The following is a 23,982-nucleotide window of genomic DNA, read 5'->3' as shown; positions in this document are numbered from 1 at the left end:
TCTGTAAGTAGTGTTATACTAATTTTAGAGCATTTTAACGGAAAAAGGAGAGGTTATTTTATGGCATGGGAACAAACATTTAATCAATGGAAAAACAGTGAACACTTAGATCCACAATTAAAAGAACAATTGACCGCATTAGAAGCAGATCCTGCGATGTTAGAAGACGCTTTTTATATGCCTTTGGAATTTGGGACTGCCGGTATGCGAGGAATTTTAGGACCTGGTATCAATCGGATGAACATTTATACGATTCGTCAAGCAACCGAAGGATTGGCTCGCTTTATGGATACACAAGATCCTGAAACAAGACGTCGTGGCGTAGCGATCGCCTATGATTCCCGTCATTTTTCACCTGAGTTCGCGATGGAAGCGGCAAAAACATTGGCAAAACACGATATTCCAGCCTTCGTCTTTGAAAGCTTACGTCCGACGCCAGAATTATCTTTTGCTGTGCGATACTTAAAAACCTTTACTGGAATCATGATCACAGCTTCTCACAATCCAGCCGAATACAATGGCTACAAAGTATATGGGGAAGATGGTGGACAAATGCCACCAGCAGATGCGGATGCATTGACAAAATTCGTTCGGGAAATTGAAAATCCGTTAGAGATCCCTGTATTAAGTGAAGAAGAAGCCAAAAACAGCGGCTTGATCTCTATTATTGGCGAAGAAATCGATACTGCCTATCTGAAAGAGATCAAAGAAGTCACGATCGATCAAGAATTGATCGATACGGTGGGCAAAGATTTGAAACTTGTCTATACACCACTTCACGGAACAGGGCGGATGCTTGGGGAGAAAGCGTTGAAACAAGCTGGTTTCCAACAATTCATTATTGAACCTTCTCAAGCGGTTGCCGATCCAAATTTCAGTACAGTGAAATCACCGAATCCAGAAGAGCACTCTGCCTTTGAATATGCGATTGCTTTAGGAGAAAAAGAAGGTGCTGACCTGTTGATCGCAACAGATCCAGATGCCGATCGCTTAGGAGCTGCAGTAAGAATGCCAGATGGCAACTACCAAGTGTTGACAGGTAATCAGTTAGGCGCATTGATGATCCGTTACATTTTAGAAGCCCATAAAACAGCTGGGACATTGCCAGAAAATGCAGCAGTCTTAAAATCGATCGTTTCTAGTGAATTGCCAACAGCGATCGCTAAATCCTACGATGTGGATATGATCAATGTATTGACCGGCTTTAAATTTATTGCCGAAAAAATCCAACAATTTGAAAAAGACCATTCTCAAACCTTTATGTTTGGCTTTGAAGAAAGCTATGGCTACTTAGTAAAACCATTCGTACGGGACAAGGACGCGATCCAAGCGCTCGTTTTATTAGCAGAAGTGGCTGCTTTTTACAAACAATCAAACAAAACATTGTATGACGGTCTGCAAGATATTTTTGAAGAGTACGGTTATTATGCAGAAAAAACGATTTCTGTAACGATGAGCGGCATGGAAGGGGCAACTAAGATTGCTGCCTTGATGAAGACTTTCCGTGAAAAAGCACCTTCTGTCTTCGCAGGAACCCCTGTCGTACAAACAGAAGACTTTAAACTTTTGACTCGTGTGGGCTTAGATGGTCACCAACAAAAAATGACCACACCGCCTTCTGATGTTTTGAAATACACCTTGGAAGATGAAAGCTGGATTGCGGTTCGTCCTTCTGGGACCGAACCGAAAATCAAGTTTTATATTGGTGTAAAAGGCGAAACGGCAGAAGCAGCAGAACAAAAAATTGCTGATCTGCAAGCAGCGATTGAAGAAATCACAGGTGAATAAAGTCATCTGCTGCCTTCATAATCAAAAAATTGCAATTTGACTGAATGATCCGAGTGGTAGAAAAAGAAGCATTTGTTTCCCTCAACGAACAGTTGTTGAGGGACCTAAGCTTCTAAAGGGAATTTTCTGACACTTGGATCTATTCTTGTCTTTTATTTAATTACTTCTCCTTGTTTGGCGGCCGCTGATTGACAAGCCGTCTATCAAGGGCTAAAATGCAAAAGGAAATAAGAGAGGATGTGGCGCGATGACTCCGCCTAAATTAGAGGAAATTCAGCAAGTAACGCAGATTTTTAAGATGCTTAGTGATCCGACCAGATTAAAAATTTTGTTGTCCCTTCAAGAGGGTGAACGCAATGTCACTTCAATCGCGGAACAAGTACATATGGAACAATCAGCAGTCTCTCATCAGTTGAAACTATTGAAAGATAATCGGATCGTAAAGTCGGAAAGACAAGGAAAAACCATCCTTTATAGTCTTGATGACAAACATGTTGTGGATATTTTGCAAAAAACATTCGAACATATCCATCACCGTTAAAACTAGGGCGAGAATTTCTCAAAAGTCCTAGTTTTTTCTTATTGTTTTTGGTATGCTAGTGGAAATATTAAAATTAGATGAACGGTTTTTAATAACGTTTTCAGTTAGGGGGCATTATGGGTAAGCAATTGAACATTGGATTATTAGGAATGGGTGTTGTTGGCAGCGGGGTATGCCAAGTGTTGGCAGAGCAAAAAGAAGCCATTCTGGCACGCACAGGAGTCAGTGTGCAAATCACGAAAGCATTAGCTTCGCCTTATGAGGATAAGTCTGCGTTAGCAGCTAAGTATGGGTTTGCTTTGACGAATGAGGCAAATGAGTTGTTTGAAGATGAGACCATCGACGTAATTGTGGAATTGATCGGGAAGATCGATCCGGCAAAAGCGTTTATTTCAGCTGCTTTAGAAAATAAAAAGCATGTTGTGACGGCAAATAAAGATTTGATTGCCACCCATGGACCTGAACTGCTGGCAATTGCTGAAAAAGCCGGTGTTTCTCTTTATTATGAAGCCAGTGTGGGGGGAGGAATTCCGATTTTGCGCACATTGAGCACCCACTATCTACCTGATACCATCACAGGAATTTTTGGTATCGTCAATGGGACGACCAATTACATGTTGACGAAAATGACGGAAGATGGCCTGACCTATGAAGATGCGTTGTCGCAAGCTCAAGCAAAAGGCTTTGCCGAATCAGATCCCACCAATGATGTTGACGGTATCGATGCGGCTTATAAAATGGTGATCCTGACCAAATTTGCTTTTGGGAAAACAATCGACGTTGCTGATGTTGCAACAAAAGGTATTCGCGGATTAGCTGTAGAAGATATTAAGCAGGCACAAGCTTTTGGCTATGAAGTGAAATTGATTGGCGCAGCTCAAAAGACTGATGACGGTTCCCTTACTGTATCGGTTGGACCGGTGTTAGTACCAAAAAACCACGCCTTGGCGACGATCCAAAATGAGTTCAATGGTATTTTTATCGAGAGCGAAGGAATTGATCAGTCGATGGTTTATGGACCAGGGGCTGGATCGCGGCCGACAGCCACTAGTGTGGTTGCCGATTTGACGGTATTGGCTAAAAACAAAACATTCGGGATCGTTGAACCTTTTTTAACCTTTGAAAAAGAAACAGCATTGGCTTCGGTACAAGAAGTTCCTGTGCAACACTATGTTTCCTTTTCAAGTAAAGACCTTAATGCAGCTTCTTTCCCAGAATGGTTTGAATCAAAGCACACAGCATTTGATGAAGCAAGCCAACGAATAGCTGGAATCACGAAGCCAATCAGTGAAAAGGAACTAACAGTAGCACTCAAGGCATACGCGAAAACGCAAAACGTGCAAATAATGAAAGTGATGGAGGAATAAACATGTATCAAGGATTATTGCATCAATACAAAGAATATCTCCCAGTTAATGAAAATACCCCAGCATTGTCGCTGGCTGAAGGAAATACACCTCTGATTCCATTACCAAGTCTTTCAAATGAATTAGGGATCCAATTGTATGGAAAATACGAAGGCCTGAATCCGACAGGCTCATTTAAAGACCGCGGCATGGTGATGGCGGTGGCAAAAGCGGTGGAAGAAGGCGCGAAAGCGATCGTTTGTGCCTCGACAGGAAATACTAGTGCAGCCGCAGCCGCTTATGCGACCAGAGCAGGAATCAAAGCTTATGTCGTCATTCCAGAGGGCAAGATCGCTATGGGGAAACTGGCGCAAGCGATCGTTTATGGAGCGGACATCATTTCGATTCCAGGAAACTTTGATGAAGCGTTAAAAGCAGTCCGGGATATTGCGAAAACAGAAGCTGTGGCATTAGTGAACTCTGTCAATCCTTATCGTTTAGAAGGACAAAAAACAGCTGCCTTTGAAGTATGCGAACAGCTAGGACAGGCGCCTGATGTTCTTGCAATTCCAGTTGGTAATGCTGGGAATATCTCGGCTTATTGGAAAGGATTCAAAGAATGGCATGAGAAAAAAGGCACCACGTTGCCAAGAATGCATGGGTTTGAGGCAGAAGGTGCGGCTGCCATCGTTCGTGGGGAAGTCATTGAACAGCCGGAAACCATCGCTACAGCGATTCGTATCGGCAATCCAGCCAGCTGGCAGTTGGCAGAAGCCGCTCGTGATGAATCAAAAGGATACATCGATGCAGTAACCGATGAGGAAATTTTGAATGCGTATCGTAAAATTGCTGCGCAAGATGGTGTGTTTATTGAACCAGGCTCTGCTGCCTCGCTTGCTGGTGTCATCCAGCACGTGAAAGCAGGAAAAATCAAATCAGGTGAAACTGTCGTTGCTGTCTTTACTGGAAACGGGCTGAAAGATCCTGATACAGCAATTAAAGCAACGGAAGTAACCATCAATAAAATGAGTGATTTAGAAGAAATGCGTCAGCATCTTCGTGAAGGAGTTGCCAATCTATGAAGATCCGCGTTCCTGCAACCAGTGCGAATTTAGGGCCTGGCTTTGATTCCTGCGGGATTGCCCTGTCAAAGTATTTGTTCATCGAAGTTTTAAAAGAAAACGATACATGGGAAATCATCCATGAGCTAGGCTCAGAGATCCCAAACGATGAAACTAACTTACTTTTGCGTGTGGCACTAAAATTAGCACCAGACATGAAACCCCTGAAGATCCGTATGAGTTCGGATATTCCTTTGGCACGAGGCTTAGGCAGTAGTTCCTCGGTGATCGTCGCTGGTATTGAACTAGCCAACCGAATGGCCCACATGAATCTGAGTGCAGCACAAAAGCTTGAGATCGCAACTGCCATTGAAGGGCATCCTGACAATGTTGGACCAGCGATCTATGGAGATTTTGCAGTTGCTGCTTATGACCATCAGCACAAGCATACGTATTTAGTAAAGCATCATTTTCCAGAGTGCGAGATCATTGCCTATATTCCTCATGAAGAACTTTTGACTGAAGAAAGTCGTCAAGTCTTGCCGCAAACACTTTCTCACGAGCAAGCAGTTGAGGCCAGTGCGATCGCCAACGTGATGATCGCAGCGGTCATCAATGGCAATCTGCCTCTTGCAGGGAAATTGATGCAGCAGGATCGCTTTCATGAAGCCTATCGGGAAAAGCTTGTGCCACACTTGTCGACCATTCGCCAGATTTGCGAAGAAGAAGGCGGCTATGGCTGTTTCTTAAGCGGCGCTGGACCAACGGTCTTAGCGATCGTCCCAGAGGAACGGGCAGAACGAATCTCAAAACTTTTACATGCCTTGGAGAGCAATGCGTATATCGAACAATTACAAATCGATCGTGAAGGGCTGCAAGTTTTTTAAAAAACTTTGAAATGATAGATATTCTAAAAAAGATGAGCAGACGGCAGTCTGTTCATCTTTTTTTATTGCGTTATCGTTATCAGTCTTTTGTCTCTGAAGTGTAATAGCTATGGTCTTCTAAGTTTAATGCATTTAAAATCATTGAGGCGGTTTCTTCGATGGAAAGGGAAGCGACATTGATCACGACACAACCTAATTTCTCATAAAGATCATTAGCAAACGTCAGCTCCGCTTTGATTTTTTCAATATCGGAATATGCAGAGTCAGGGTTCAGGCCGTAAGAACGCATCCGTTCTTTGCGGATACTGTTTAACACATTCGGATCGTTTGTTAACCCGACGATTTTTTTCGGATCGATTTCCCAGAGCTGTTTCGGGATGTGGGCTTGTGGAACCAAAGGCAAATTAGCGACTTTTAAGTTTTTGTTCGCTAAAAATAGACTCAACGGTGTTTTTGAGGTTCGAGAAACCCCTAGTAACACGACATCTGCTTCCAAGAAGCCACGAGGGTCTTTTCCGTCATCGTACATGACCGCAAATTCCATGGCTTTGATGCGTTTGAAATAATTTTCGTTCAGGTGGTGCAAAGCCCCTGGCTCTCGTGAAGGTGCTACTCCAGTGCGGCGTGCCACTTCACTGACAGGCGGTGTTAATACGTCGAAATGATAGAGATCCGCTTCTTCACAAAAATGATTCGTCAAATCCACGAGTTCTTCTTTGATCAAAGTGTGAAGAATAATGGCATTGTGTTTCTTAGCATCTGATAATGCTTTGATCAAGTGCTCTTTCGTGTGGATAAATGTGCGTCTAAAAAGGTTAAATTCGACGCTGGGGTACTGTGCCATTGTCGCTTGGGCAAGCTTCGATGCTGTTTCACCGGCAGAGTCCGACAAAACGAACATCGTCACTGCAGCACTGGTTTGCAATTTTTCTTGCAAGTCTAGTTGTTCTGGTTCATTTGGCTTCATAAGAAAAATCCTCTCTTGCTTTTTTATTGATTTCATTATACCATACTTAAGATTGATAGAATCGGAATGATTTTGATTTATCAGGAGGGTCTACGATGAAAAATCAAACGCTCATAGAGCATGCCATGACAACGTTGAAAGAAAATGGCTTTAAAAATACGAAAAAAAGAGAAGCGATCATTACCTATTTAGTGAAACGCAATCGCTATTTACCGGCAAAAGAAATTCACGAATACATGTCGGAAAAGTACCCTGGCTTGAGTTATGATACGATCTACCGGAATTTGCACGATTTTTCTGAGATCGGTATTTTAGAAGAAACAGAACTGAACGGTGAGATGAAGTTTCGCTATAACTGTTGTGCAGAATTAGAAGACCATCATCACCATCACTTTATTTGCACGGTTTGTGGCAAAACAAAAGAACTGCATATTTGCCCAATGGACTTCTTTCAAGAACAGCTTCCCGGTTGTTTGATCGAGGGTCATCGCTTCGAGATTTTGGGTCGTTGTGAAGAATGTCAATGAAAACCCAAACAAACTTGACAGTATCGAAGACTTTTTTAACAGAATGCCTTGACACTTTTTCAGGGGTTAGCTATAATTTTTAAAGGACAGTCGTGTTTTTTGGGATTTTATTTCAATAACAACTACGGTTACTTTTTAAGCTCGGAGGGAGGGAATTTACATGTCAAAAACAGTCGTTCGCAAAAACGAATCACTTGACGATGCTCTTCGTCGCTTCAAACGTTCCGTGTCAAAAGCGGGTACTTTACAGGAATCTCGTAAACGTGAATTTTACGAAAAACCTAGCGTAAAGCGTAAGAAAAAATCTGAAGCAGCTAGAAAACGCAAAAAATTCTAATTTTCTACTGTTTTGAGAATTGGAGCTGGTAGTGTGACACTACTAAGTACACTGAATGATGACATGAAGACAGCGATGAAAGCCAAAGACAAGGAAACCTTGCAGGTGATCCGCATGTTGAAAGCATCAATTCAAAATGAGCAGATCAAAAAAGGTTCTGACTTGAATGAAGAAGAAGAGTTGACCGTTTTATCTCGTGAGATGAAGCAACGTCGGGACTCTTTACATGAGTTTGAGAAAGCTGACCGAAATGATCTAGCTGAGAAAGTCAAAGTTGAAATTGCAGTTGTTGAAAAATATTTGCCAGCACAACTTGATGAAGCGGAAATCCGCCAAATCGTTGCTGGAGCGATTGAAAAGACTGGTGCTTCTTCTTCCAAAGAATTTGGAAAAGTGATGGGTGCTGTAATGCCGCAAGTCAAAGGCAAAGCAGACGGCAATCAAGTCAATGCGATCGTTAAAGAATTATTGGATCAAATGTAAGCTCACGCCGCGAGTATGGATGACATGCTCGCGGCTTTTTTTCTGATTTCAAAAACTTAAAAAAAGCATAAGGACAAAAAGGAAACTACCCTTGGACTTTATAAGTAATTTTTCTTTTTTGCATCTTATGTTATTATTAATAAGAACGCCAAAAAAGGAGCTGTAACATATTTGACAGACAAAACTATGACGATCGAGATAACACTTAGTGAGAACGATGACGTTCGTTTACTCTTAGGTGCTCACGATAAGAACATTAAAATCATTGAAGACTCGACGGGGACGGTCATTCACACTCGTGGGGAGCTGATCCAAATCGTCGGCGAAGCGGAAGCTACAGAAAAAGCACAATCCGTGATCCGAGCGTTGCAAGAGTTGATCAAACGAGGCATCAATATCAGTACTCCTGATGTGATCACAGCTTTGAACATGGTAAACAAAGGCAGTCTTGATTATTTCAAAGATATGTATGAAGAAGAAATCATCAAGGACCGTAATGGGAAACCGATTCGGGCAAAAAATGCCGGTCAAAAGAAATATATCGAAGCTGTCCGTAAACATGATGTGGTCTTTGGGGTCGGACCAGCCGGAACCGGAAAAACCTTTCTGGCCGTCGTAATGGCGATCGCTGCTTTAAAGAAAGGTCAAGTGCAAAAGATTATTTTGACACGGCCCGCGGTTGAAGCAGGAGAGAACCTTGGCTTTCTGCCAGGCGATTTGAAAGAAAAAGTCGATCCTTACTTACGCCCCGTTTATGATGCGTTGTATCAAATTTTTGGGATGGATCATACGAACCGTCTGATGGAACGAGGCGTCATTGAGATCGCACCATTGGCATATATGCGTGGACGTACGCTAGAAGATGCCTTTGTCATTTTAGATGAAGCGCAAAATACGACGATCGCTCAAATGAAAATGTTTCTGACGCGTTTAGGATTCAACTCCAAAATGATCGTCAATGGCGATACGAGTCAGATCGACTTGCCAAAAGGGACTTTAAGCGGTTTGATCCATGCGGAGCGAACGTTGCAGGAGATCCCTAAAATTGCTTTTGCTAATTTTGAAGCAGGAGATGTGGTGCGGCACCCAGTTGTGGCCGATATCATTCGAGCTTATGAAGAAGCAGATCTTAAAGACAAGCGCTGATCGTCTTTCAGGAGGAGAACTATGATCATTCAACCACTACGGAAACTTAGAGAAAGACTCGGGAAGTTTTATTTACCAGTTTTGATGTTTCTCTTCTTTCTTTTTTCGATTGGTATCATGTACACCAGTGTCAAACAGAATAATGTCGATTATAGCGAAGGCCAGGTGGCGGAAGAAAACATTCGTGCCAATAAAACGATCGAAAACACTACTGCAACGGAACAAAAACGCAAATTGGCAGCAGAAGCGGTTCCGCCAGAGTACACCTATCAGGATACTCTAGCGCAGACACAGCACGATCGCATCGACCACCTTTTTGACTTAGTTGATTCAGTCAAAAAATCAACGGATGAGGCACATGCAAAAGAAGTTGCTGAGGCGGATGAGGATGAAAATATCCCTAAACCGAGTACGGATGAATACATCGCAGCCTTGAAAAAAGAGTTTGAAAAAATGAGTGATGATGAACTTGATTTCTATCAGTCATTGACGAATAATTTTTTGTCGACATTGTTTTCATTAAGTACCGATGAATTGAATACGGTACGAACCTATGCGTTGCAGCTAGTAGACGAGCAAATGGCCAAACAGATCCGTCAAACAGAACTCAGTACTTTCCGCTCAGAGGCGGAAGACAAGATCCAATTTCTAGATGTTACTTCGGATATGGCGTCCGTTTTACGCTTCATTGTCAATCAAGGAATCGTCGTCAATGATATTCCCAATGAAAAGCGGACGGAAGAAGCGAGACAAACCGCCATGGATGCTGTTCCACCGGTAATGATCTATCAAGGAGAGATCATTGTTCGTGAAGGATCACAGATCGATGCCAACGCATTGGAAAAGCTGCAGCTTTTAGGAATGACCAATCAGACCTTCTCAGTTTTTCCATTAATCGCTTTAGTTTTAGCGACCTGCTTACAAATGCTTATGCTGTTTTATTATACAAGACAGACAAAAGATGTTGAAAAGCGAATGAACGCCGTCACTTTTTATATTTTGGCGATGGCATTCAGTATCTTGATCATGAAATTTTTCCAACTGTTCCAATCAGAATTAGTGACCTTTATTCCGCTCTTTTTCCCAGCAGCCTTTACACCGCTGATTCTAAGCATTTTCTCCAGCAGACGTTTAGGGATATTAGCCGCGATTTTCCAAGTGGTCAGTGCACTCTTCATTTACTTTGATTCCAGTGGGACCAACTTGTTGACGACTGTTTTAGTGACCTATCTCTTCTCTGGGTTGATGGGGACGATGATCAAACGAGCACGTATCGCCAGTCAAGGGAAAATCGCAGTCATGTGGGTGATCGTTTTCCCATTACTCTTAAGCATCATGTTGGTCATTTTCCAAGGAATGGATTTGGCCCGCGGCAATACGTGGACAACACTCGTCTGTGGATTGGCTGGCTCGCTTCTTAGCTATTTGCTGACGATGGGGCTGCATCCATATATCGAATTATTGGTAACGGATGAAAGTATGATCGTGTTGAATGAATTGAGTAACCCGAACCACCCGTTATTGAAGCAGTTGCTGGAAGAAGCACCAGGGACCTATCATCACAGTATGATGGTTGCTAATCTTAGCGCCAATGCCGTCGCCGAGATCGGTGGGCAAAGCTTACTGACCCGCGTGGCTTGTTATTACCATGATATTGGCAAAGTCAAACATGCCAATTTCTTCGTAGAAAATTTACCTGCTGGTGCCGAAAACCCGCATAATTTTTTGCTGCCGGAAGACAGCAAACAAATCATCTTCGGTCACGTGATCGACGGAGCGGAAATTCTCGAAGAAGCCAAAATGCCGCGGATGGTGATCGATATTTGCCGTCAACACCATGGCACAACTCTGATGCGTTATTTCTATGTAAAAGCTCAAGAGCGTAATCCCGAGGTGACGGAAGAAGATTTCCGTTATCCTGGGCCAAAACCGCAGACACGAGAAGCGGGTGTCGTGAGTATCGCTGACAGTTGTGAAGCAGCTGTTCGAGCGATGGAAAATCCGACCAATCAAAAAATTCAAGAATTTGTTGCGAATCTCATCAATGATCGGATCTTAGACGGTCAATTAGATGAAACGGGACTAACGTTGAAAGAAATCCGGATGATTGAAAAATCACTGGTCAACGGACTATGCAGTACCTTCCATTCACGGATCAAATACCCAAAAATGAAATCGGAAGCAGAGAAAATGAAAGAAGAACAAGAAAGAAGAGAGCGCTAATGGAGATTACCTTTTTAGATGAGACAAATTCAGTGGGGGAAACGAAGATCAAAGAGATCGAAGGACTTCTGCAATTTGCTGCCGGACATTTAGACCTTCCAGAGGATACGGAAATGTCCGTCACGTTTATGGACAATGCAGCCATCCAAGAAATCAATCGGGAGTATCGCGGCAAAGATATGCCGACAGATGTCATCAGTTTTGCCTTCGAAGAAGAAACGGCGGAGGAGATGCCGATTATTTTTGACGAAGCCCTTGAAGAGATGCCTCGTGATCTAGGAGACATTATGATCTCCATAGAACGGGCAAAGGAACAAGCTGCTGAATATGGGCATACCTATGATCGGGAACTTGGTTTCTTGGCGCTGCATGGTTTCTTGCATATCAATGGCTATGATCATATGACACCAGAAGATGAAAAGGAAATGTTTGGATTGCAAAAGGAAATACTGGATGCCTATGGACTCAAAAGATAAGAATATTGGGAAAAATAAACAGTTTATCTCGTCAATCGAATTTGCTTTCACCGGTATAAAAACCGTCTTTAAAGAGGAACGTAATATGCGTAAACATGTTGGGTTAGGCATCGTTGCGATCATTGCAGGTTTTATTTTCCGTTTGAATCAAATGGAATGGCTTTGGCTGCTGTTAGCCGTTTTCTTGGTCTGGATCGTGGAGATCATCAATACAGTCTTTGAGAATGTCGTTGACATGTTTACGGACTTTCATTTCCATCCAATCGGGAAAAAAATCAAAGATATGGCAGCTGGTGCTGTGCTGATGACCGCAGTTTTTGCATTAGTGGTCGCAGCGATCATCTTCTTGCCAAAATTACTGCAGCTCTTCTGATACGCACTAAAACCACAAGATAAAGGGGAACAACAATGACAACACACAAATCAGGCTTCGTTGCGATCGTCGGACGGCCAAATGTTGGGAAATCCACACTACTAAATCGAGTTGTAGGACAAAAAATCGCTATCATGAGTGACAAGGCGCAAACGACTCGTAATAAAATCCAAGGGGTCTATACGACAGATGACGCACAGCTGATCTTTATCGATACACCAGGGATCCATAAACCCAAACACCGTCTAGGCGATTTTATGGTGGAAACCGCCTATAGCGCACTTCGTGAAGTTGACGTGACACTATTTATGATCAGTGCCGATCAAAAGCGCGGCAAGGGTGATGATTTTATCATCGAACGGTTGCGTCAAAGCCAGACGCCGGTTTTCCTAGTGATCAATAAAATTGATAAAGTCCATCCGGATGCTTTATTGGCAATCATTGAAGATTACTCCTCACAAATGGACTTTGCCGAGATCGTACCGATTTCTGCAACGGAAGGCAATAATTTCGAAACGCTAATGAAACTATTGGTCGATGAAATGCCTGAAGGTCCTCAGTATTTCCCAGAAGATCAAATCACTGACCATCCGGAATACTTTATCGTTTCCGAGCTGGTACGGGAAAAAGTCTTGCTGCTGACCAGAGATGAAGTGCCTCACTCGGTAGCGGTCGTCGTTGACTCCATGAAACGAGATCATAATGATAAGGTGCATATTCAAGCGACGATCATTGTCGAACGTGACAGCCAAAAAGGCATTATCATCGGTAAAGGCGGTAAAATGCTGAAGCAGATCGGGACGAAAGCCCGTCTAGATATTGAACACTTACTAGATGACAAAGTCTTCTTGGAATTATGGGTGAAAGTTCAAAAAGATTGGCGCGACAAGCAAACCTTCTTAACGGATTACGGCTATCGTAAAGATGAGTATTAAGGAAAGGCAGATCCATCACGGTCTGCTTTAAAGAGGAAAAACTGATGCAGTTAGCGAACTGGATCAGTTTTTTTCAAGAAATGAGGTGCGACGATGAATCTTGTTGAAACAAAAGGAATTTTGCTTTTTTCAAAGGACCATAAAGAAAAAGACAAGCTAGTCAAAATCTTTACGGAATCTGCCGGGAAGCAAATGTTTTATGTCAAGGGTGCTCATCGGAAAAATAACCCCTTGGCACCAGCGTTGCTCTCCTATACTGAAGCCACCTACATGGGAACCATCAAAACGGAAGGCTTGTCCTTTTTAAACAATGCCAAAGACATCCATCCTTTTCGTACGATCCAAAGTGATATTTTTATTGCTGGTTATGCGACCTACTTGTTGAATTTGGCTGATTCTGCTATCGATGATCGGGTCTATGACCCACATCTATACCAATTTTTACATGAGGCATTGCACTTAATGGATCAAGGGAACGACGCAGAGATCATCACCAATATCTTTGAGATCCAGATTTTGCACCGTTTCGGGATCACTCCGAATTGGACCCATTGTGCCATCTGCGGAAAAACCGACGGTCGGTTTGACTATTCCTCAAAGTATAGCGGTATTTTATGCGAACAACACTGGGGGATGGACGAACGTCGCTATCATGCGGATTCTCGTGCGATCCATTTTATTCGCTTATTTTCGCAAATATCCTACGAGCAGATTGCTTCGATCAAATTAAAGCCAGAAACGAAAGCAGCGATTCGACAAGTGATCGATCTATTGTATGATGAATATGTGGGCATTCATTTAAAAAGTAAGAAGTTTATCGATCAGATGGGGCAATGGCAAGACGTCTTAAAACCGAAAAATCAATGATAGAGTTGGCGAAACTTCAATGGAGTTAAGCCGACTCTTTTTTTGAATAATGCGGTAAAGTGACTCGCATCCTGAAACCCTACAGCAAAAGCGGCTTGCTGAATGGGCAGATCCGGCTGTGCCACCAAAAGCTCTTTGGCACGGGTCATGCGATAGTTTAATAAGTATTGGGCGGTGGATTGTCCTAAAAAACGCTGGAACAACCGAGAGAGATATTGAGGCGAAACATAGACTAAACCAGCCAAGTTTTTGATCGTGATCGCCTGATCATAATTGGTTTCGATTTCTTGTATAACAGGGACCAGATATTGTTGAAACAAGGGGTGTTTTTCGGTTGGATTCCCAGAGCGCTCTTGCATGATCGCCAGCAAAAAACGATAACACTCACTAGAAGCCCGTAACGGATCCCAGCTGATTTTTGGGTCTTCTTTAATGCGTTGTTTGATCCAAGTCATATAGGAAAAAGTTTTAGACTCTTCAACTAAAAGATAAGGTTGACTTGTAAATTGTTTTAATATCTCAGCTGCCAAAGGTCCTTGAAAGGTAGCGAAGGAGGTTTTCCAATCTGATAAGGGATAGTAGCGATGAGGAGTGAAAGGGAAAATCAAGATGCCTTCACTGGGACGTAAAATAAAGGATTCTTGACCAAAGGTGACGCGACCTTCTCCTTGTTCTGTCTGCAGCCAATGAAAGTAAGGGTAGCCATCGAGACGAACAACGTCATCTTGTGGCCAATCGTTTCCGATACTTTCAAGCGACAAAGGCAACTGCTGGTTTGTTTGATAAAAATAAATAGGCATGTTCAACCTCCATGTTTCGAAAAGTTATAAAATAGTGTTTCATGTATTATACTACAACAAAATGAAAAGCCTTACAATAAGAGAGTAGAAATCATTTTATTTTAAAGGAGCGTTCACTTATATGACAAAATTTTTTGATCGAATTCTATTCGGCGGCGATTATAATCCAAATCAGTGGCCGAAAGAGATTTGGGAAGAAGACATTCGGATCTTTAAAAAAGCAAGTATCAATAGCGCGACCGTCAATGTTTTTTCATGGGCAAAGATCCAACCCTCTGAAAATTGTTATGATTTTGAGGAATTGGATCAAATCATCGAAAAATTAAGTACGGAGGGCTTCGACATCGTCTTAGCCACTTCCACAGCCGCTTTGCCAGCTTGGATGTTTAAGAAGTATCCGGAAGTCGCTCGCACCGATTATGATGGACGCCATCATAAGTTTGGGCAACGGCATAATGCCTGTCCCAATAGTTTGGTTTATCAAAAATACGCAGAACGTCTGGCAACGAAATTAGCCGAACGTTACGGCGAAAATCCACAAGTGACTTGTTGGCACATCAATAATGAATACGGCGGCGAATGTTATTGCGACAACTGTGAAAAAGCGTTTCGTGTTTGGCTAAAGGATAAATATCAAACGATCGAAGCACTGAATAAAGCCTGGAATATGGAATTTTGGGGTCATACTGTATATGAATGGGATGAAATCGTTCTGCCAAATGCGCTGTCAGAAGGAATCGGCTATGACAAGACGGCATTTGCAGGAATTTCTATTGACTACCGACGCTTCAACTCGGATAGCCTTTTAAAAAACTATATGATGGAGCGGGACGCTATTCGGAAAATCGATCCCACGACACCGATTACAACGAATTTGATGGGAACCTTTAAAGGACTGGATTATTTCAAGTGGGCGAAGGAAATGGACCTTATTTCGTGGGATAATTATCCAGCGTATAATACGCCATGGAGTTTAGTAGCCATGACACATGATCTAATGCGCGGCTTGAAACAACAGCCCTTTATGCTGATGGAACAAACACCCTCTCAACAAAACTGGCAACCCTATAACTCATTAAAAAAACCGGGACAAATGCGGGCGCAAAGCTACCAAACGATCGCTCATGGGGCGGACACGATCCAATATTTCCAATTGCGACGTTCCATCGGTGCTTGTGAGAAATTCCATGGAGCTGTTATCGAACATGTCGGTCATGAAGACACGCGAGTTTTCCGAGAAACGGCAGCTCTTGGTGCTGAATTAGCGCAGCTTTCAGACATTATTGGGACGCAAACTCAATCACAGGTTGCCGTGATTTTCGATTGGGACAATTATTGGGCATTAGAATATACGAGTGGTCCGACCGTTGATCTGAAGTATGTAGAACAGATCCATCGCTACTATCGTTATTTTCATGAACAAAATATTGCCGTCGACTTGGTTCCCGTGGATGCTGACTTATCAAAATACAAATTAGTCGCAGCACCTGTTCTCTACATGATCAAAGAAGGAATGCAAGAGCGGCTCACTGATTTCGTCAAACAAGGTGGTTCTTTACTTACCACGTATATGAGCGGTATCGTTGATCAATCTGACAACGTTCACTTAGGGGGCTATCCTGGGCCATTGCGGGAGTTAGCTGGCATCTGGGTGGAAGAAATCGATGCATTAGCCCCAGAACAATCAAACGGCGTTTCCTTAGTCAATGAAGAACTGACAGGAACCAGTAATTTAGTCAGCGATTTGATCCATTTAGAAACCGCCGAAGCGCTAGCGCATTACACAAGCAATTTCTATGCAGGAATGCCGGCAGTGACGAAAAATATGTTTGGCGATGGCACCGTCTATTACTTTGGTGGACAGTTGGAAGATCAGCTGCAAGATCAGCTTTTCAAAACGATTGTCGAAGAAAACGATATCACCCCAGTGATCGAGGAAGCAACAAAACTAGAAGTTGCCTGTCGTGAAAATGCAGAGGCGAAATTCTTCGTTATCATCAATTTCCACGAAGAAGCACAACCGTTGCCAGCAATGTTTGTTGGAAAGACGGATCTTCTGACGGGTGAGGTTCTTTCTTCAGAAATGATGCTGACACAATACACCACCTATATCGTCAAAGAGGAGCGTAACTGATGCGACTTTTTGCTATCGAAGATGACTTTTATCTAGACAAAAAGCCGTTCAAAGTGATCTCTGGAGCGATCCATTATTTTCGGGTCGTTCCTGAATATTGGCAAGATCGATTAGAGAAACTACGCTTGATGGGTTGTAATACTGTGGAAACCTATGTTCCGTGGAATCTCCATGAAGCACAGGAAGGCGTCTATCAATTTGAGGGGATCCTTGATTTGCGGCGATTTATCCAAACGGCACAAGAAGTAGGGCTTTATGTCATTTTGCGACCAGCACCTTATATTTGTGCAGAATGGGAATTTGGGGGACTGCCTTATTGGCTTTTGCAAGATCCCATGATGAAGCTTCGGTTTGATTATCCACCATTTATGGAAAAAATCACTCGTTATTTCGCCCATTTGTTTCCACAAGTGCGGGATCTGCAGATCACCCAAGGCGGTCCGATTTTAATGATGCAAGTAGAAAATGAATACGGCAGCTACGCCAATGATAAAGAGTATTTGCGGAAAATGGTGGCTGCGATGCGGCAACAGGGTGTAGAAACGCCGTTAGTGACCTCTGACGGACCTTGGCACGATATGTTAGAAAACGGCACTATCAAAGACTTGGCATTGCCTACGATCAACTGCGGCTCCAACATCAAGGAAAACTTTGAAAAACTTCGAAGAGTTCACGGAGAAAAACGGCCACTGATGGTCATGGAATTTTGGATCGGCTGGTTTGATGCTTGGGGTGATGACCATCATCATACAACATCAACGGCTGATGCAGTAAAGGAACTTCAGGATTGCTTGGCAGAAGGTTCTGTCAATATTTATATGTTCCATGGCGGGACCAATTTTGGCTTTATGAACGGGTCAAACTATTACGAGCGCTTAGCGCCGGATGTCACTAGCTATGATTATGATGCCTTGTTGACAGAATGGGGAGAACCTACTGCCAAATACCAAGCCTTCAAAAAAGTGATCGCTGACTATGCGGAAATTCCTGAGTTTCCCTTGAGTATGAAACTTGAGCGAAAAGCTTATGGAACATTCTCAGTGAAAGAACGAGTCTCCTTGTTTTCGACGATCGACACGATCAGTCAACCGATCATAAGGAATTACCCTTTATCGATGGAAGCCTGCAATCAAGCGACAGGTTATATCTACTATCGCTCACTGATTGGGCCTGCACGGAAGATTGCCGACTACCGTCTGATCAATACGATGGATCGTGCCCATACGTTTATCAACCAGGAACTTTTGCGCATCGATTACGATCGAGAAATCGGTCAATCCTACAGTTTCGATCTATCAGAATCAGAAAACGAGTTGGGGATCTTGGTGGAGAATATGGGGCGGGTCAATTATTCCGTTAAAATGAACCATCAGCACAAAGGCATTAAAGACGGTGTGATCATCAATGGCGCATTCCAAAGCAACTGGGAAATCTATCCCTTGCCGATGGATAATTTGCATGCCATTGATTTCCAAGGGAAATGGCAAAAAGGCCAACCAAGTTTCTCACGCTTTGAATGTGTTTTTGATGAATGTGCAGATACCTTTATCGAATTGCCGGGCTGGGGCAAAGGGTTTGTCCAAGTCAATGGTCATATGATCGGCCGTTTCTGGGAAAAAGGACCGCAGCAGCGCTTGTACGTCCCGGCGCCATTTTTAAAAACTGGAATGAATGAGATCATTGTTTTTGAAAGTGATGGGAAAATCGCTGATGAGATCGTCTTTCATGATCAGGCGGATTTAGGTCCAGAAGGATAAAAGTTCAAATTAATCATTGACAAACCCTAGCATCAGCTACTATCATAAGGGTAATCGAATCCGTGCAATGATCGGAAGAAAGAAAGAAGTCCATTCCATGAAGCGAACTTGGGAGAGTGAAAGCCAAGTTGGAACCTTATTTCGCAGGCGTCCGTGAGCATGATCAATGAAGCTGCCGACTTGTCGGAAGTAGGGTGGAACCGCGAATGTATCGTCCCTATATCTATACACTTTGTATAGATATAGGGACTTTTTTATGTTTCACACCAAGAATAGCCAAAAACAAAGGAGGTTTTTTTATGTTATTTGATATGACGATTCCAGCAAGTGCGTTTACCGAAAAAAAGCTCAAAGTATTAGCAAGTATTCCACTGCAGGTTCGCCTTTTAAAGGATGAACAGCTTTTACATGAATTTACAACGAGTCCAGACCAAATGCTTTACGACTTATCTGATATTTTAGAAGCAGATGCCGTGGTCGAAGTAAAATTGATCCCCGGATCAGTTGTCGAGTTTTATCCTGTCGTCAATGCGTTATAAGAAAGGAAGAAAAAGATGAGTAAACTAACTGTGCAAGAGATGATTTTGACTTTGCAAAAATTCTGGTCTGAAAACGGCTGTATGCTGATGCAGGCCTATGATACAGAAAAAGGGGCTGGAACCATGAGCCCATACACATTTTTACGTGCAATCGGTCCAGAACCATGGAACGCCGCTTACGTAGAACCTTCTCGCCGTCCAGCTGATGGCCGCTACGGGGAAAACCCAAATCGTTTGTATCAGCACCACCAGTTCCAAGTCGTGATGAAGCCCTCTCCTGAAAATATTCAAGAGCTTTATTTAGAAAGCTTGCGTCTTTTAGGGATCAATCCATTAGAACATGATATTCGTTTCGTCGAAGATAACTGGGAAAACCCCTCAATGGGTTGTGCAGGTCTTGGTTGGGAAGTTTGGTTAGATGGGATGGAGATCACCCAGTTTACTTACTTCCAACAAGTTGGTGGCTTAGCGTGTAAGCCAGTGACATCAGAGATCACTTACGGCTTAGAACGTCTAGCATCTTATATTCAAGAAGTTGAAAGTGTCTACGATCTTGAATGGTCTGCAGGTGTCAAATATGGTGAGATTTTCCGCCAACCTGAGTATGAACATTCAAAATACTCCTTTGAAGTCAGTGACCAAGACTTGCTTTTAGGGAACTTCGATCGTTTTGAAAAAGAAGCAAAACGCTGTATCGATGAACGCTTAGTTCATCCAGCTTACGACTATATCTTAAAATGCAGCCATACCTTCAACCTGTTGGATGCTCGTGGCGCAGTCTCCGTCACTGAACGTGCTGGGTACCTCGCACGTATCCGTAATATGGCCCGTCAAGTAGCAAAACTATTTGTAGCAGAACGGGAAAACCTCGGTTATCCATTGCTTGATCCAGAAGTGGCGCAAAAACTGATTGAGGAGGGAAAATAAGATGGCACAAAACCTATTATTAGAAATCGGCTTAGAGGAATTACCTGCGCATGTCGTAACCCCAAGTATGAAACAATTACAAGAAAAAACGGCAGCTTTCTTAGATGCTCATGCATTACCTTATACAGCGATTGAAGCTTATTCGACACCTCGTCGTTTGGCAGTCTATGTCACCGGTCTTCCTGAAAAACAAGCCGATACACAAGAAGAGGTCAAAGGGCCAGCGAAAAAAATCGCCTTAGACGAAGCAGGCAATTGGTCGAAAGCAGCTCAAGGATTTGTTCGGGGGCAAGGATTGACAACCGATGACATCACCTTCCGTGAATTAAAAGGTGTTGAGTATGTCTATGTAACGAAACATACCCAAGGTCAACCAACCGTTGAGGTATTGAAAGGATTGCAGGAAGTAATTACGAGTTTGACTTTCCCAGTAACGATGCACTGGGCAGACTACGATTTTGAATATATCCGGCCAATTCATTGGATCGTCGCACTCTTTGGTGAGCAAGTCATTCCTTTCCAAATCCTTGATATTGTTACCGGACGCGAGTCAAAAGGTCATCGTTTCTTAGGTGAGGCAGTCACGTTTGATCATGCGGACGACTATTTGGAGAAAATGAAGCATCAGTTTGTCATTGCTGATCCAAGCGAACGTCAACAAATGATCACCTCACAAATCAATGCGATCGCTCAAGAAAACAACTGGCGGATCGATTTAGATGAAGACCTACTCGAAGAAGTGACAAATCTGGTTGAATACCCAACAGCTTTTGTAGGGGACTTTGAAGAAAAATATCTTTCTGTACCTGAAGAAGTGTTAGTTACTTCTATGAAAGAACATCAACGCTACTTCGATGTCCGCACCCTTGATGGAGAATTGCTGCCGCATTTCATCTCTGCCCGCAACGGGGATGCCGTGAAAATTGATAATGTCATCAAAGGAAACCAAAAAGTACTGACCGCCCGTCTAGAAGATGCTGAGTTTTTCTATAATGAGGACAAAAAATTGACCATCGACCATTGCGTGGAAAAGCTTAAGCAAGTCACCTTCCACGAAAAAATTGGCAGTTTGTATGAAAAAATGCAGCGTGTTGGATTAGCTGCACAAATCATCGGGAATACTGTTGGTTTAACACAAGAAGAACTGACTGATCTCCAACGGGCAGCTCAAATCTATAAATTTGATTTAGTGACAAATATGGTGGGAGAATTCCCTGAATTGCAAGGAATCATGGGGGAAAAGTATGCCTTGATCCAAGGAGAAAAACCAACAGTTGCCCAAGCGATTCGTGAACACTACATGCCGATCTCAGCAGAAGGTGAACTGCCGCAATCGAAAATCGGGGCTGTTTTAGCCATTGCGGATAAATTGGACAGCTTGCTTGCGTTCTTCGCTGTCGATATGGTTCCGAGTGGTTCAAACGATCCTTACGCACTCCGCCGGCAAACGTACGGAATTATCCGCATCCTAGCTGAAAAACGCTGGTATTTCCCATTTGCTCAGTTACAAGAAGAGATTCGTGAAGCTATTAATGCCCAACCGGAAATTTTTGGTATTCAACTTGCCGCAGGTCAAGAACAAGTGACCGATTTTGTGAAAGGCCGTCTGCGTCAATTCTTACTCAGCAAAAATACGCGTCATGATGTCATTGAAGCTGTTTTAGGCGCACGCCAAGCAGATATCAGTACGCTATTTGAAACGGCTCAGATGTTAAGAGAACATTTGCAAGACACCGACTTCAAACCATCGATGGAAGCCTTGACCCGAGTAATCAATTTAGCGAAAAAAGCCGAATTGGAACAAGCAGCAATTGATCCTGCCTTGTTTGAAAACGACTCTGAAACTGCCTTGTATGAAGCGGTCTTAACAGTAGAGAACAAGTTCCCACATCAAACGATGGAAGAAAACTACCAAAGCTTAGTGGCACTGCGCCCATTGATTGAATCTTATTTTGATCAAACAATGGTCATGGTGGAAGATGAACAGATTCGCCGCAACCGTTTTGCCTTGTTGGATAAAATCGCGAAGATGAGTCTGGCAGTGGCTAGTTTAGATGCTTTGATTACAAAATAAAAGAAGCTTGCAGTTGCACATTTCTAAATAAAAAAGCTGGAACTGAAAGAATCAGTTCTGGCTTTTTTTCTATGTTTCTCGATTTTTTTTGTACTTAGAATTGCTTTCTTGCAGTGTTAAATATTATATAATAAAAAACATTTTGACCCATTACTTTTCAAGGGATCGAACGATTCTTCGGCTTTAATGATTGGGGATTTGATGATGCTTATAATGATACAAAGATTCTCATCATACAGACCGATTCATTTTTCCATTGAAAATACGCTGAAACGATAGGTGCAATAAAATAGCCTGACAGATCACAAAATGATTTGTCAGGCGAATGTTTATTTGCGGGTCAATTTTACCACCACTTCGCAGCGTGCGGTTTGTGGAAACATATCTACTGATTGCAGATATTCTACGTGAAACACTTTGGCTAATTGGACTAAGTCTCTTGCTAAAGTAGAAACATTACAAGATATATAGACCATCTTCTTCGGTGGTTGTTTCAGCAAAGCTTGCAATAATCGTTCATCCAAGCCTGTCCTTGGCGGATCAACAATGATGCTATCAGGTTTGAAGCCTTCATTGAACCATTTTGGTAAGAGCTCCTCAGCAGTTCCCGTTTCATAATGGGTATTTTGGGCACCAATACGGTGGGCATTTTCTTGGGCATTTTCGATCGCTTGAGGAATAATGTCCATGCCGCGGACTTCTTTGGCATAAGGTGCCACACTCAACCCAATCGTCCCCACACCACAGTAAGCATCAACAACTGTTTCATTTTTGCTCAAGTCAAGGGCTTTTAACCCTTCTTGATACAAGACGCTGGTTTGCTGCGGATTCAGCTGGAAGAATGCGCGGGCGGACAAATCGAAGGTCAGTTCATTCAACCGTTCTTCGATTGCTTCTTTGCCCCAAAGATGAATCGTTTCCTCTCCCATGACGACGGACGTTTTTTTGTTTTGCACATTTTGCATGATGGAAACGACTTGCGGCAAGCGCTGATTGATCTCGCGAATCAGCGCATTTTTTTGCGGCAGTTTGACAGAGTTGGTAATAAACACGACTTGAACTTCGCCAGTCGCGATCCCGATACGAACCATCAATGTCCGTAGAATCCCGCTGTTCTTGCGTTCATCGTAAATCGGGATCTGGTATTTATTCAACAATTGGACGATGCCGTTGATCACTTTTTGCGTATCTTGTTCTTGTACGAGGCAATCATCAATGGCGACTAAGCGATGAGACTCCATTTCGTATAAACCCGCTTCGATTCGTTTGGTTTGACTGTTGTAACGCAATTGAAATTGTGCTTTGTTGCGGTAATGCCAAGGAACATCCATGCCTAAAGTATCCCTTAGTTCAAACTGTTGGTAGCCTTTTGGCTTAAATTTTTCAAGTGCTTGTTTCAATAGGTCTTTTTTGAAGTCTAATTGTTTGTCGTAGACTAAGTGCTGCAATTGGCAGCCGCCGCACCGGTCGTAAAACTTGCACGGTGGTTGGATGCGATTGCTGCTTGGCTTGATGATTTTGGTCATCTTGGCTTCAGCAAAGCGGGGAGAGGCTTTCGTGACTTCGGCAATGACCTGTTCCCCTGGCAGAACACGGGGAACAAAGATGATCAGCTTTTTGTAATACCCGATGCCTTCTCCGTTGATCCCCAAGCGTTTGATCGTTAGTTGTAGTTTTTGTCCAAGCTGGACTTGTATATTTGCCATGTGAACTCCTTAAATAAAATAGTCAGTTCATTTTACCACATTTTTTCAGCTTGATTAGAAGGAATTTCATCGTAGTTGTGGTAAAATA

The 23,982-nt window shown here is 42.9% G+C and carries 22 protein-coding genes; 19 read left to right on the top strand and 3 right to left on the bottom strand.

What is annotated here, in order from left to right:
• The first annotated feature begins 60 nt into the window (after nt 1-60).
• The 5 genes from ACIPK1_RS09485 (at nt 61) to thrB (ending at nt 5,623) form a co-directional block, all read left to right on the top strand.
• Nucleotides 61-1,788, top strand: a complete 1,728-nt coding sequence (locus ACIPK1_RS09485; protein ID WP_016620427.1) for a phospho-sugar mutase — start codon at nt 61-63, stop codon at nt 1,786-1,788.
• Nucleotides 1,789-2,035: 247 nt separating this feature from the next.
• Entirely contained in the window at nt 2,036-2,329 is a 294-nt protein-coding gene (locus ACIPK1_RS09480; RefSeq protein WP_005235473.1) for a metalloregulator ArsR/SmtB family transcription factor, read from the top strand.
• Nucleotides 2,330-2,445: 116 nt separating this feature from the next.
• Nucleotides 2,446-3,696 (top strand): homoserine dehydrogenase, encoded by a 1,251-nt coding sequence (locus ACIPK1_RS09475; RefSeq protein ID WP_400450634.1) that lies wholly within the window; start codon nt 2,446-2,448, stop codon nt 3,694-3,696.
• Between the two features lie 2 nt (nt 3,697-3,698).
• Nucleotides 3,699-4,757, top strand: coding sequence for a threonine synthase (thrC, locus tag ACIPK1_RS09470; RefSeq protein WP_086316211.1), 1,059 nt, complete (start codon nt 3,699-3,701; stop codon nt 4,755-4,757).
• Nucleotides 4,754-5,623, top strand: coding sequence for a homoserine kinase (gene thrB / locus ACIPK1_RS09465; protein WP_005235477.1), 870 nt, complete (start codon nt 4,754-4,756; stop codon nt 5,621-5,623). Before thrC ends, thrB begins: the two co-directional genes overlap by 4 nt.
• Before the next feature lie 79 nt (nt 5,624-5,702).
• Here thrB and ACIPK1_RS09460 read toward each other — a convergent pair whose 3' ends face one another.
• The gene (locus ACIPK1_RS09460) at nt 5,703-6,590 is read right to left on the bottom strand and encodes a pyruvate, water dikinase regulatory protein (RefSeq protein WP_008378409.1); all 888 of its coding nucleotides are present in this window, start codon (nt 6,588-6,590) and stop codon (nt 5,703-5,705) included.
• Between the two features lie 95 nt (nt 6,591-6,685).
• Here ACIPK1_RS09460 and ACIPK1_RS09455 point away from each other — a divergent pair, with 95 nt between their 5' ends.
• The 9 genes from ACIPK1_RS09455 to recO all read left to right on the top strand — a co-directional run bounded on the left by ACIPK1_RS09455 (nt 6,686) and on the right by recO (nt 13,957).
• On the top strand, nt 6,686-7,117 hold the full coding sequence (locus ACIPK1_RS09455) for a Fur family transcriptional regulator (RefSeq protein WP_008378408.1): 432 nt from the start codon (nt 6,686-6,688) through the stop codon (nt 7,115-7,117).
• A gap of 160 nt (nt 7,118-7,277) precedes the next feature.
• The gene (rpsU, locus tag ACIPK1_RS09450; RefSeq protein ID WP_002356740.1) at nt 7,278-7,454 is read left to right on the top strand and encodes a 30S ribosomal protein S21; all 177 of its coding nucleotides are present in this window, start codon (nt 7,278-7,280) and stop codon (nt 7,452-7,454) included.
• A 33-nt stretch (nt 7,455-7,487) separates the two neighbouring features.
• A complete protein-coding gene (locus ACIPK1_RS09445) occupies nt 7,488-7,937 on the top strand; it encodes a GatB/YqeY domain-containing protein (RefSeq protein WP_005235483.1) in 450 nt (149 codons plus the stop codon).
• A gap of 186 nt (nt 7,938-8,123) precedes the next feature.
• A complete protein-coding gene (locus ACIPK1_RS09440; protein WP_016612213.1) occupies nt 8,124-9,083 on the top strand; it encodes a PhoH family protein in 960 nt (319 codons plus the stop codon).
• Nucleotides 9,084-9,104: 21 nt separating this feature from the next.
• The gene (locus ACIPK1_RS09435; RefSeq protein ID WP_008378271.1) at nt 9,105-11,306 is read left to right on the top strand and encodes an HD family phosphohydrolase; all 2,202 of its coding nucleotides are present in this window, start codon (nt 9,105-9,107) and stop codon (nt 11,304-11,306) included.
• Complete coding sequence (gene ybeY, locus ACIPK1_RS09430; protein ID WP_008378268.1) at nt 11,306-11,782, top strand: rRNA maturation RNase YbeY; 477 nt, start codon at nt 11,306-11,308, stop codon at nt 11,780-11,782. The genes ACIPK1_RS09435 and ybeY overlap by 1 nt, the downstream gene beginning before the upstream one ends.
• Nucleotides 11,766-12,155, top strand: a complete 390-nt coding sequence (locus tag ACIPK1_RS09425) for a diacylglycerol kinase family protein (protein ID WP_016612211.1) — start codon at nt 11,766-11,768, stop codon at nt 12,153-12,155. Before ybeY ends, ACIPK1_RS09425 begins: the two co-directional genes overlap by 17 nt.
• 35 nt (nt 12,156-12,190) lie before the next feature.
• Nucleotides 12,191-13,090, top strand: a complete 900-nt coding sequence (gene era / locus ACIPK1_RS09420) for a GTPase Era (protein WP_008378264.1) — start codon at nt 12,191-12,193, stop codon at nt 13,088-13,090.
• Nucleotides 13,091-13,183: 93 nt separating this feature from the next.
• Nucleotides 13,184-13,957, top strand: coding sequence for a DNA repair protein RecO (gene recO, locus ACIPK1_RS09415; RefSeq protein ID WP_005235491.1), 774 nt, complete (start codon nt 13,184-13,186; stop codon nt 13,955-13,957).
• On the opposite strand, the gene ACIPK1_RS09410 is transcribed toward recO, so the two are convergent.
• On the bottom strand, nt 13,951-14,757 hold the full coding sequence (locus ACIPK1_RS09410) for an AraC family transcriptional regulator (RefSeq protein ID WP_005235493.1): 807 nt from the start codon (nt 14,755-14,757) through the stop codon (nt 13,951-13,953). The genes recO and ACIPK1_RS09410 overlap by 7 nt on opposite strands.
• Before the next feature lie 121 nt (nt 14,758-14,878).
• Between ACIPK1_RS09410 and ACIPK1_RS09405 the strand changes: the two genes are divergently transcribed.
• The 5 genes from ACIPK1_RS09405 (at nt 14,879) to glyS (ending at nt 22,188) form a co-directional block, all read left to right on the top strand.
• The gene (locus tag ACIPK1_RS09405) at nt 14,879-16,891 is read left to right on the top strand and encodes a beta-galactosidase (protein WP_086316205.1); all 2,013 of its coding nucleotides are present in this window, start codon (nt 14,879-14,881) and stop codon (nt 16,889-16,891) included.
• Nucleotides 16,891-18,648 (top strand): beta-galactosidase family protein, encoded by a 1,758-nt coding sequence (locus ACIPK1_RS09400; protein WP_142437111.1) that lies wholly within the window; start codon nt 16,891-16,893, stop codon nt 18,646-18,648. Before ACIPK1_RS09405 ends, ACIPK1_RS09400 begins: the two co-directional genes overlap by 1 nt.
• Nucleotides 18,649-18,947: 299 nt before the next feature.
• Complete coding sequence (locus ACIPK1_RS09395) at nt 18,948-19,187, top strand: hypothetical protein (protein WP_008378255.1); 240 nt, start codon at nt 18,948-18,950, stop codon at nt 19,185-19,187.
• A gap of 15 nt (nt 19,188-19,202) precedes the next feature.
• Nucleotides 19,203-20,114: a glycine--tRNA ligase subunit alpha gene (glyQ, locus tag ACIPK1_RS09390; RefSeq protein ID WP_086373041.1), complete on the top strand. Its 912-nt coding sequence runs from the start codon at nt 19,203-19,205 to the stop codon at nt 20,112-20,114.
• A 1-nt stretch (nt 20,115) separates the two neighbouring features.
• Nucleotides 20,116-22,188 (top strand): glycine--tRNA ligase subunit beta, encoded by a 2,073-nt coding sequence (gene glyS, locus ACIPK1_RS09385; protein WP_086373040.1) that lies wholly within the window; start codon nt 20,116-20,118, stop codon nt 22,186-22,188.
• A 329-nt stretch (nt 22,189-22,517) separates the two neighbouring features.
• Here the strand turns inward: glyS and rlmD are convergent, their stop codons facing one another.
• Nucleotides 22,518-23,894, bottom strand: a complete 1,377-nt coding sequence (gene rlmD / locus ACIPK1_RS09380; protein ID WP_144330599.1) for a 23S rRNA (uracil(1939)-C(5))-methyltransferase RlmD — start codon at nt 23,892-23,894, stop codon at nt 22,518-22,520.
• Between the last annotated feature and the right edge of the window lie 88 nt (nt 23,895-23,982).

This window comes from Enterococcus sp. NPDC086594 (assembly GCF_044746145.1).
Taxonomy (GTDB): Bacteria; Bacillota; Bacilli; order Lactobacillales; family Enterococcaceae; genus Enterococcus_D; species Enterococcus_D entomosocium.
The sequence above is the reverse complement of the archived record's forward strand: the minus strand, read 5'-3'. Positions and strand labels throughout refer to the sequence as shown.

Coding starts and splice junctions, on each gene's coding strand:
- ACIPK1_RS09485 (WP_016620427.1), top strand. CDS start 61: ATGGCATGGGAACAAACATTTAATCAATGGAAAAACAGTGAACACTTA.
- ACIPK1_RS09480 (WP_005235473.1), top strand. CDS start 2,036: ATGACTCCGCCTAAATTAGAGGAAATTCAGCAAGTAACGCAGATTTTT.
- ACIPK1_RS09475 (WP_400450634.1), top strand. CDS start 2,446: ATGGGTAAGCAATTGAACATTGGATTATTAGGAATGGGTGTTGTTGGC.
- thrC (WP_086316211.1), top strand. CDS start 3,699: ATGTATCAAGGATTATTGCATCAATACAAAGAATATCTCCCAGTTAAT.
- thrB (WP_005235477.1), top strand. CDS start 4,754: ATGAAGATCCGCGTTCCTGCAACCAGTGCGAATTTAGGGCCTGGCTTT.
- ACIPK1_RS09460 (WP_008378409.1), bottom strand. CDS start 6,590: ATGAAGCCAAATGAACCAGAACAACTAGACTTGCAAGAAAAATTGCAA.
- ACIPK1_RS09455 (WP_008378408.1), top strand. CDS start 6,686: ATGAAAAATCAAACGCTCATAGAGCATGCCATGACAACGTTGAAAGAA.
- rpsU (WP_002356740.1), top strand. CDS start 7,278: ATGTCAAAAACAGTCGTTCGCAAAAACGAATCACTTGACGATGCTCTT.
- ACIPK1_RS09440 (WP_016612213.1), top strand. CDS start 8,124: ATGACGATCGAGATAACACTTAGTGAGAACGATGACGTTCGTTTACTC.
- ACIPK1_RS09435 (WP_008378271.1), top strand. CDS start 9,105: ATGATCATTCAACCACTACGGAAACTTAGAGAAAGACTCGGGAAGTTT.
- ybeY (WP_008378268.1), top strand. CDS start 11,306: ATGGAGATTACCTTTTTAGATGAGACAAATTCAGTGGGGGAAACGAAG.
- ACIPK1_RS09425 (WP_016612211.1), top strand. CDS start 11,766: ATGGACTCAAAAGATAAGAATATTGGGAAAAATAAACAGTTTATCTCG.
- era (WP_008378264.1), top strand. CDS start 12,191: ATGACAACACACAAATCAGGCTTCGTTGCGATCGTCGGACGGCCAAAT.
- recO (WP_005235491.1), top strand. CDS start 13,184: ATGAATCTTGTTGAAACAAAAGGAATTTTGCTTTTTTCAAAGGACCAT.
- ACIPK1_RS09410 (WP_005235493.1), bottom strand. CDS start 14,757: ATGCCTATTTATTTTTATCAAACAAACCAGCAGTTGCCTTTGTCGCTT.
- ACIPK1_RS09405 (WP_086316205.1), top strand. CDS start 14,879: ATGACAAAATTTTTTGATCGAATTCTATTCGGCGGCGATTATAATCCA.
- ACIPK1_RS09400 (WP_142437111.1), top strand. CDS start 16,891: ATGCGACTTTTTGCTATCGAAGATGACTTTTATCTAGACAAAAAGCCG.
- ACIPK1_RS09395 (WP_008378255.1), top strand. CDS start 18,948: ATGTTATTTGATATGACGATTCCAGCAAGTGCGTTTACCGAAAAAAAG.
- glyQ (WP_086373041.1), top strand. CDS start 19,203: ATGAGTAAACTAACTGTGCAAGAGATGATTTTGACTTTGCAAAAATTC.
- glyS (WP_086373040.1), top strand. CDS start 20,116: ATGGCACAAAACCTATTATTAGAAATCGGCTTAGAGGAATTACCTGCG.
- rlmD (WP_144330599.1), bottom strand. CDS start 23,894: ATGGCAAATATACAAGTCCAGCTTGGACAAAAACTACAACTAACGATC.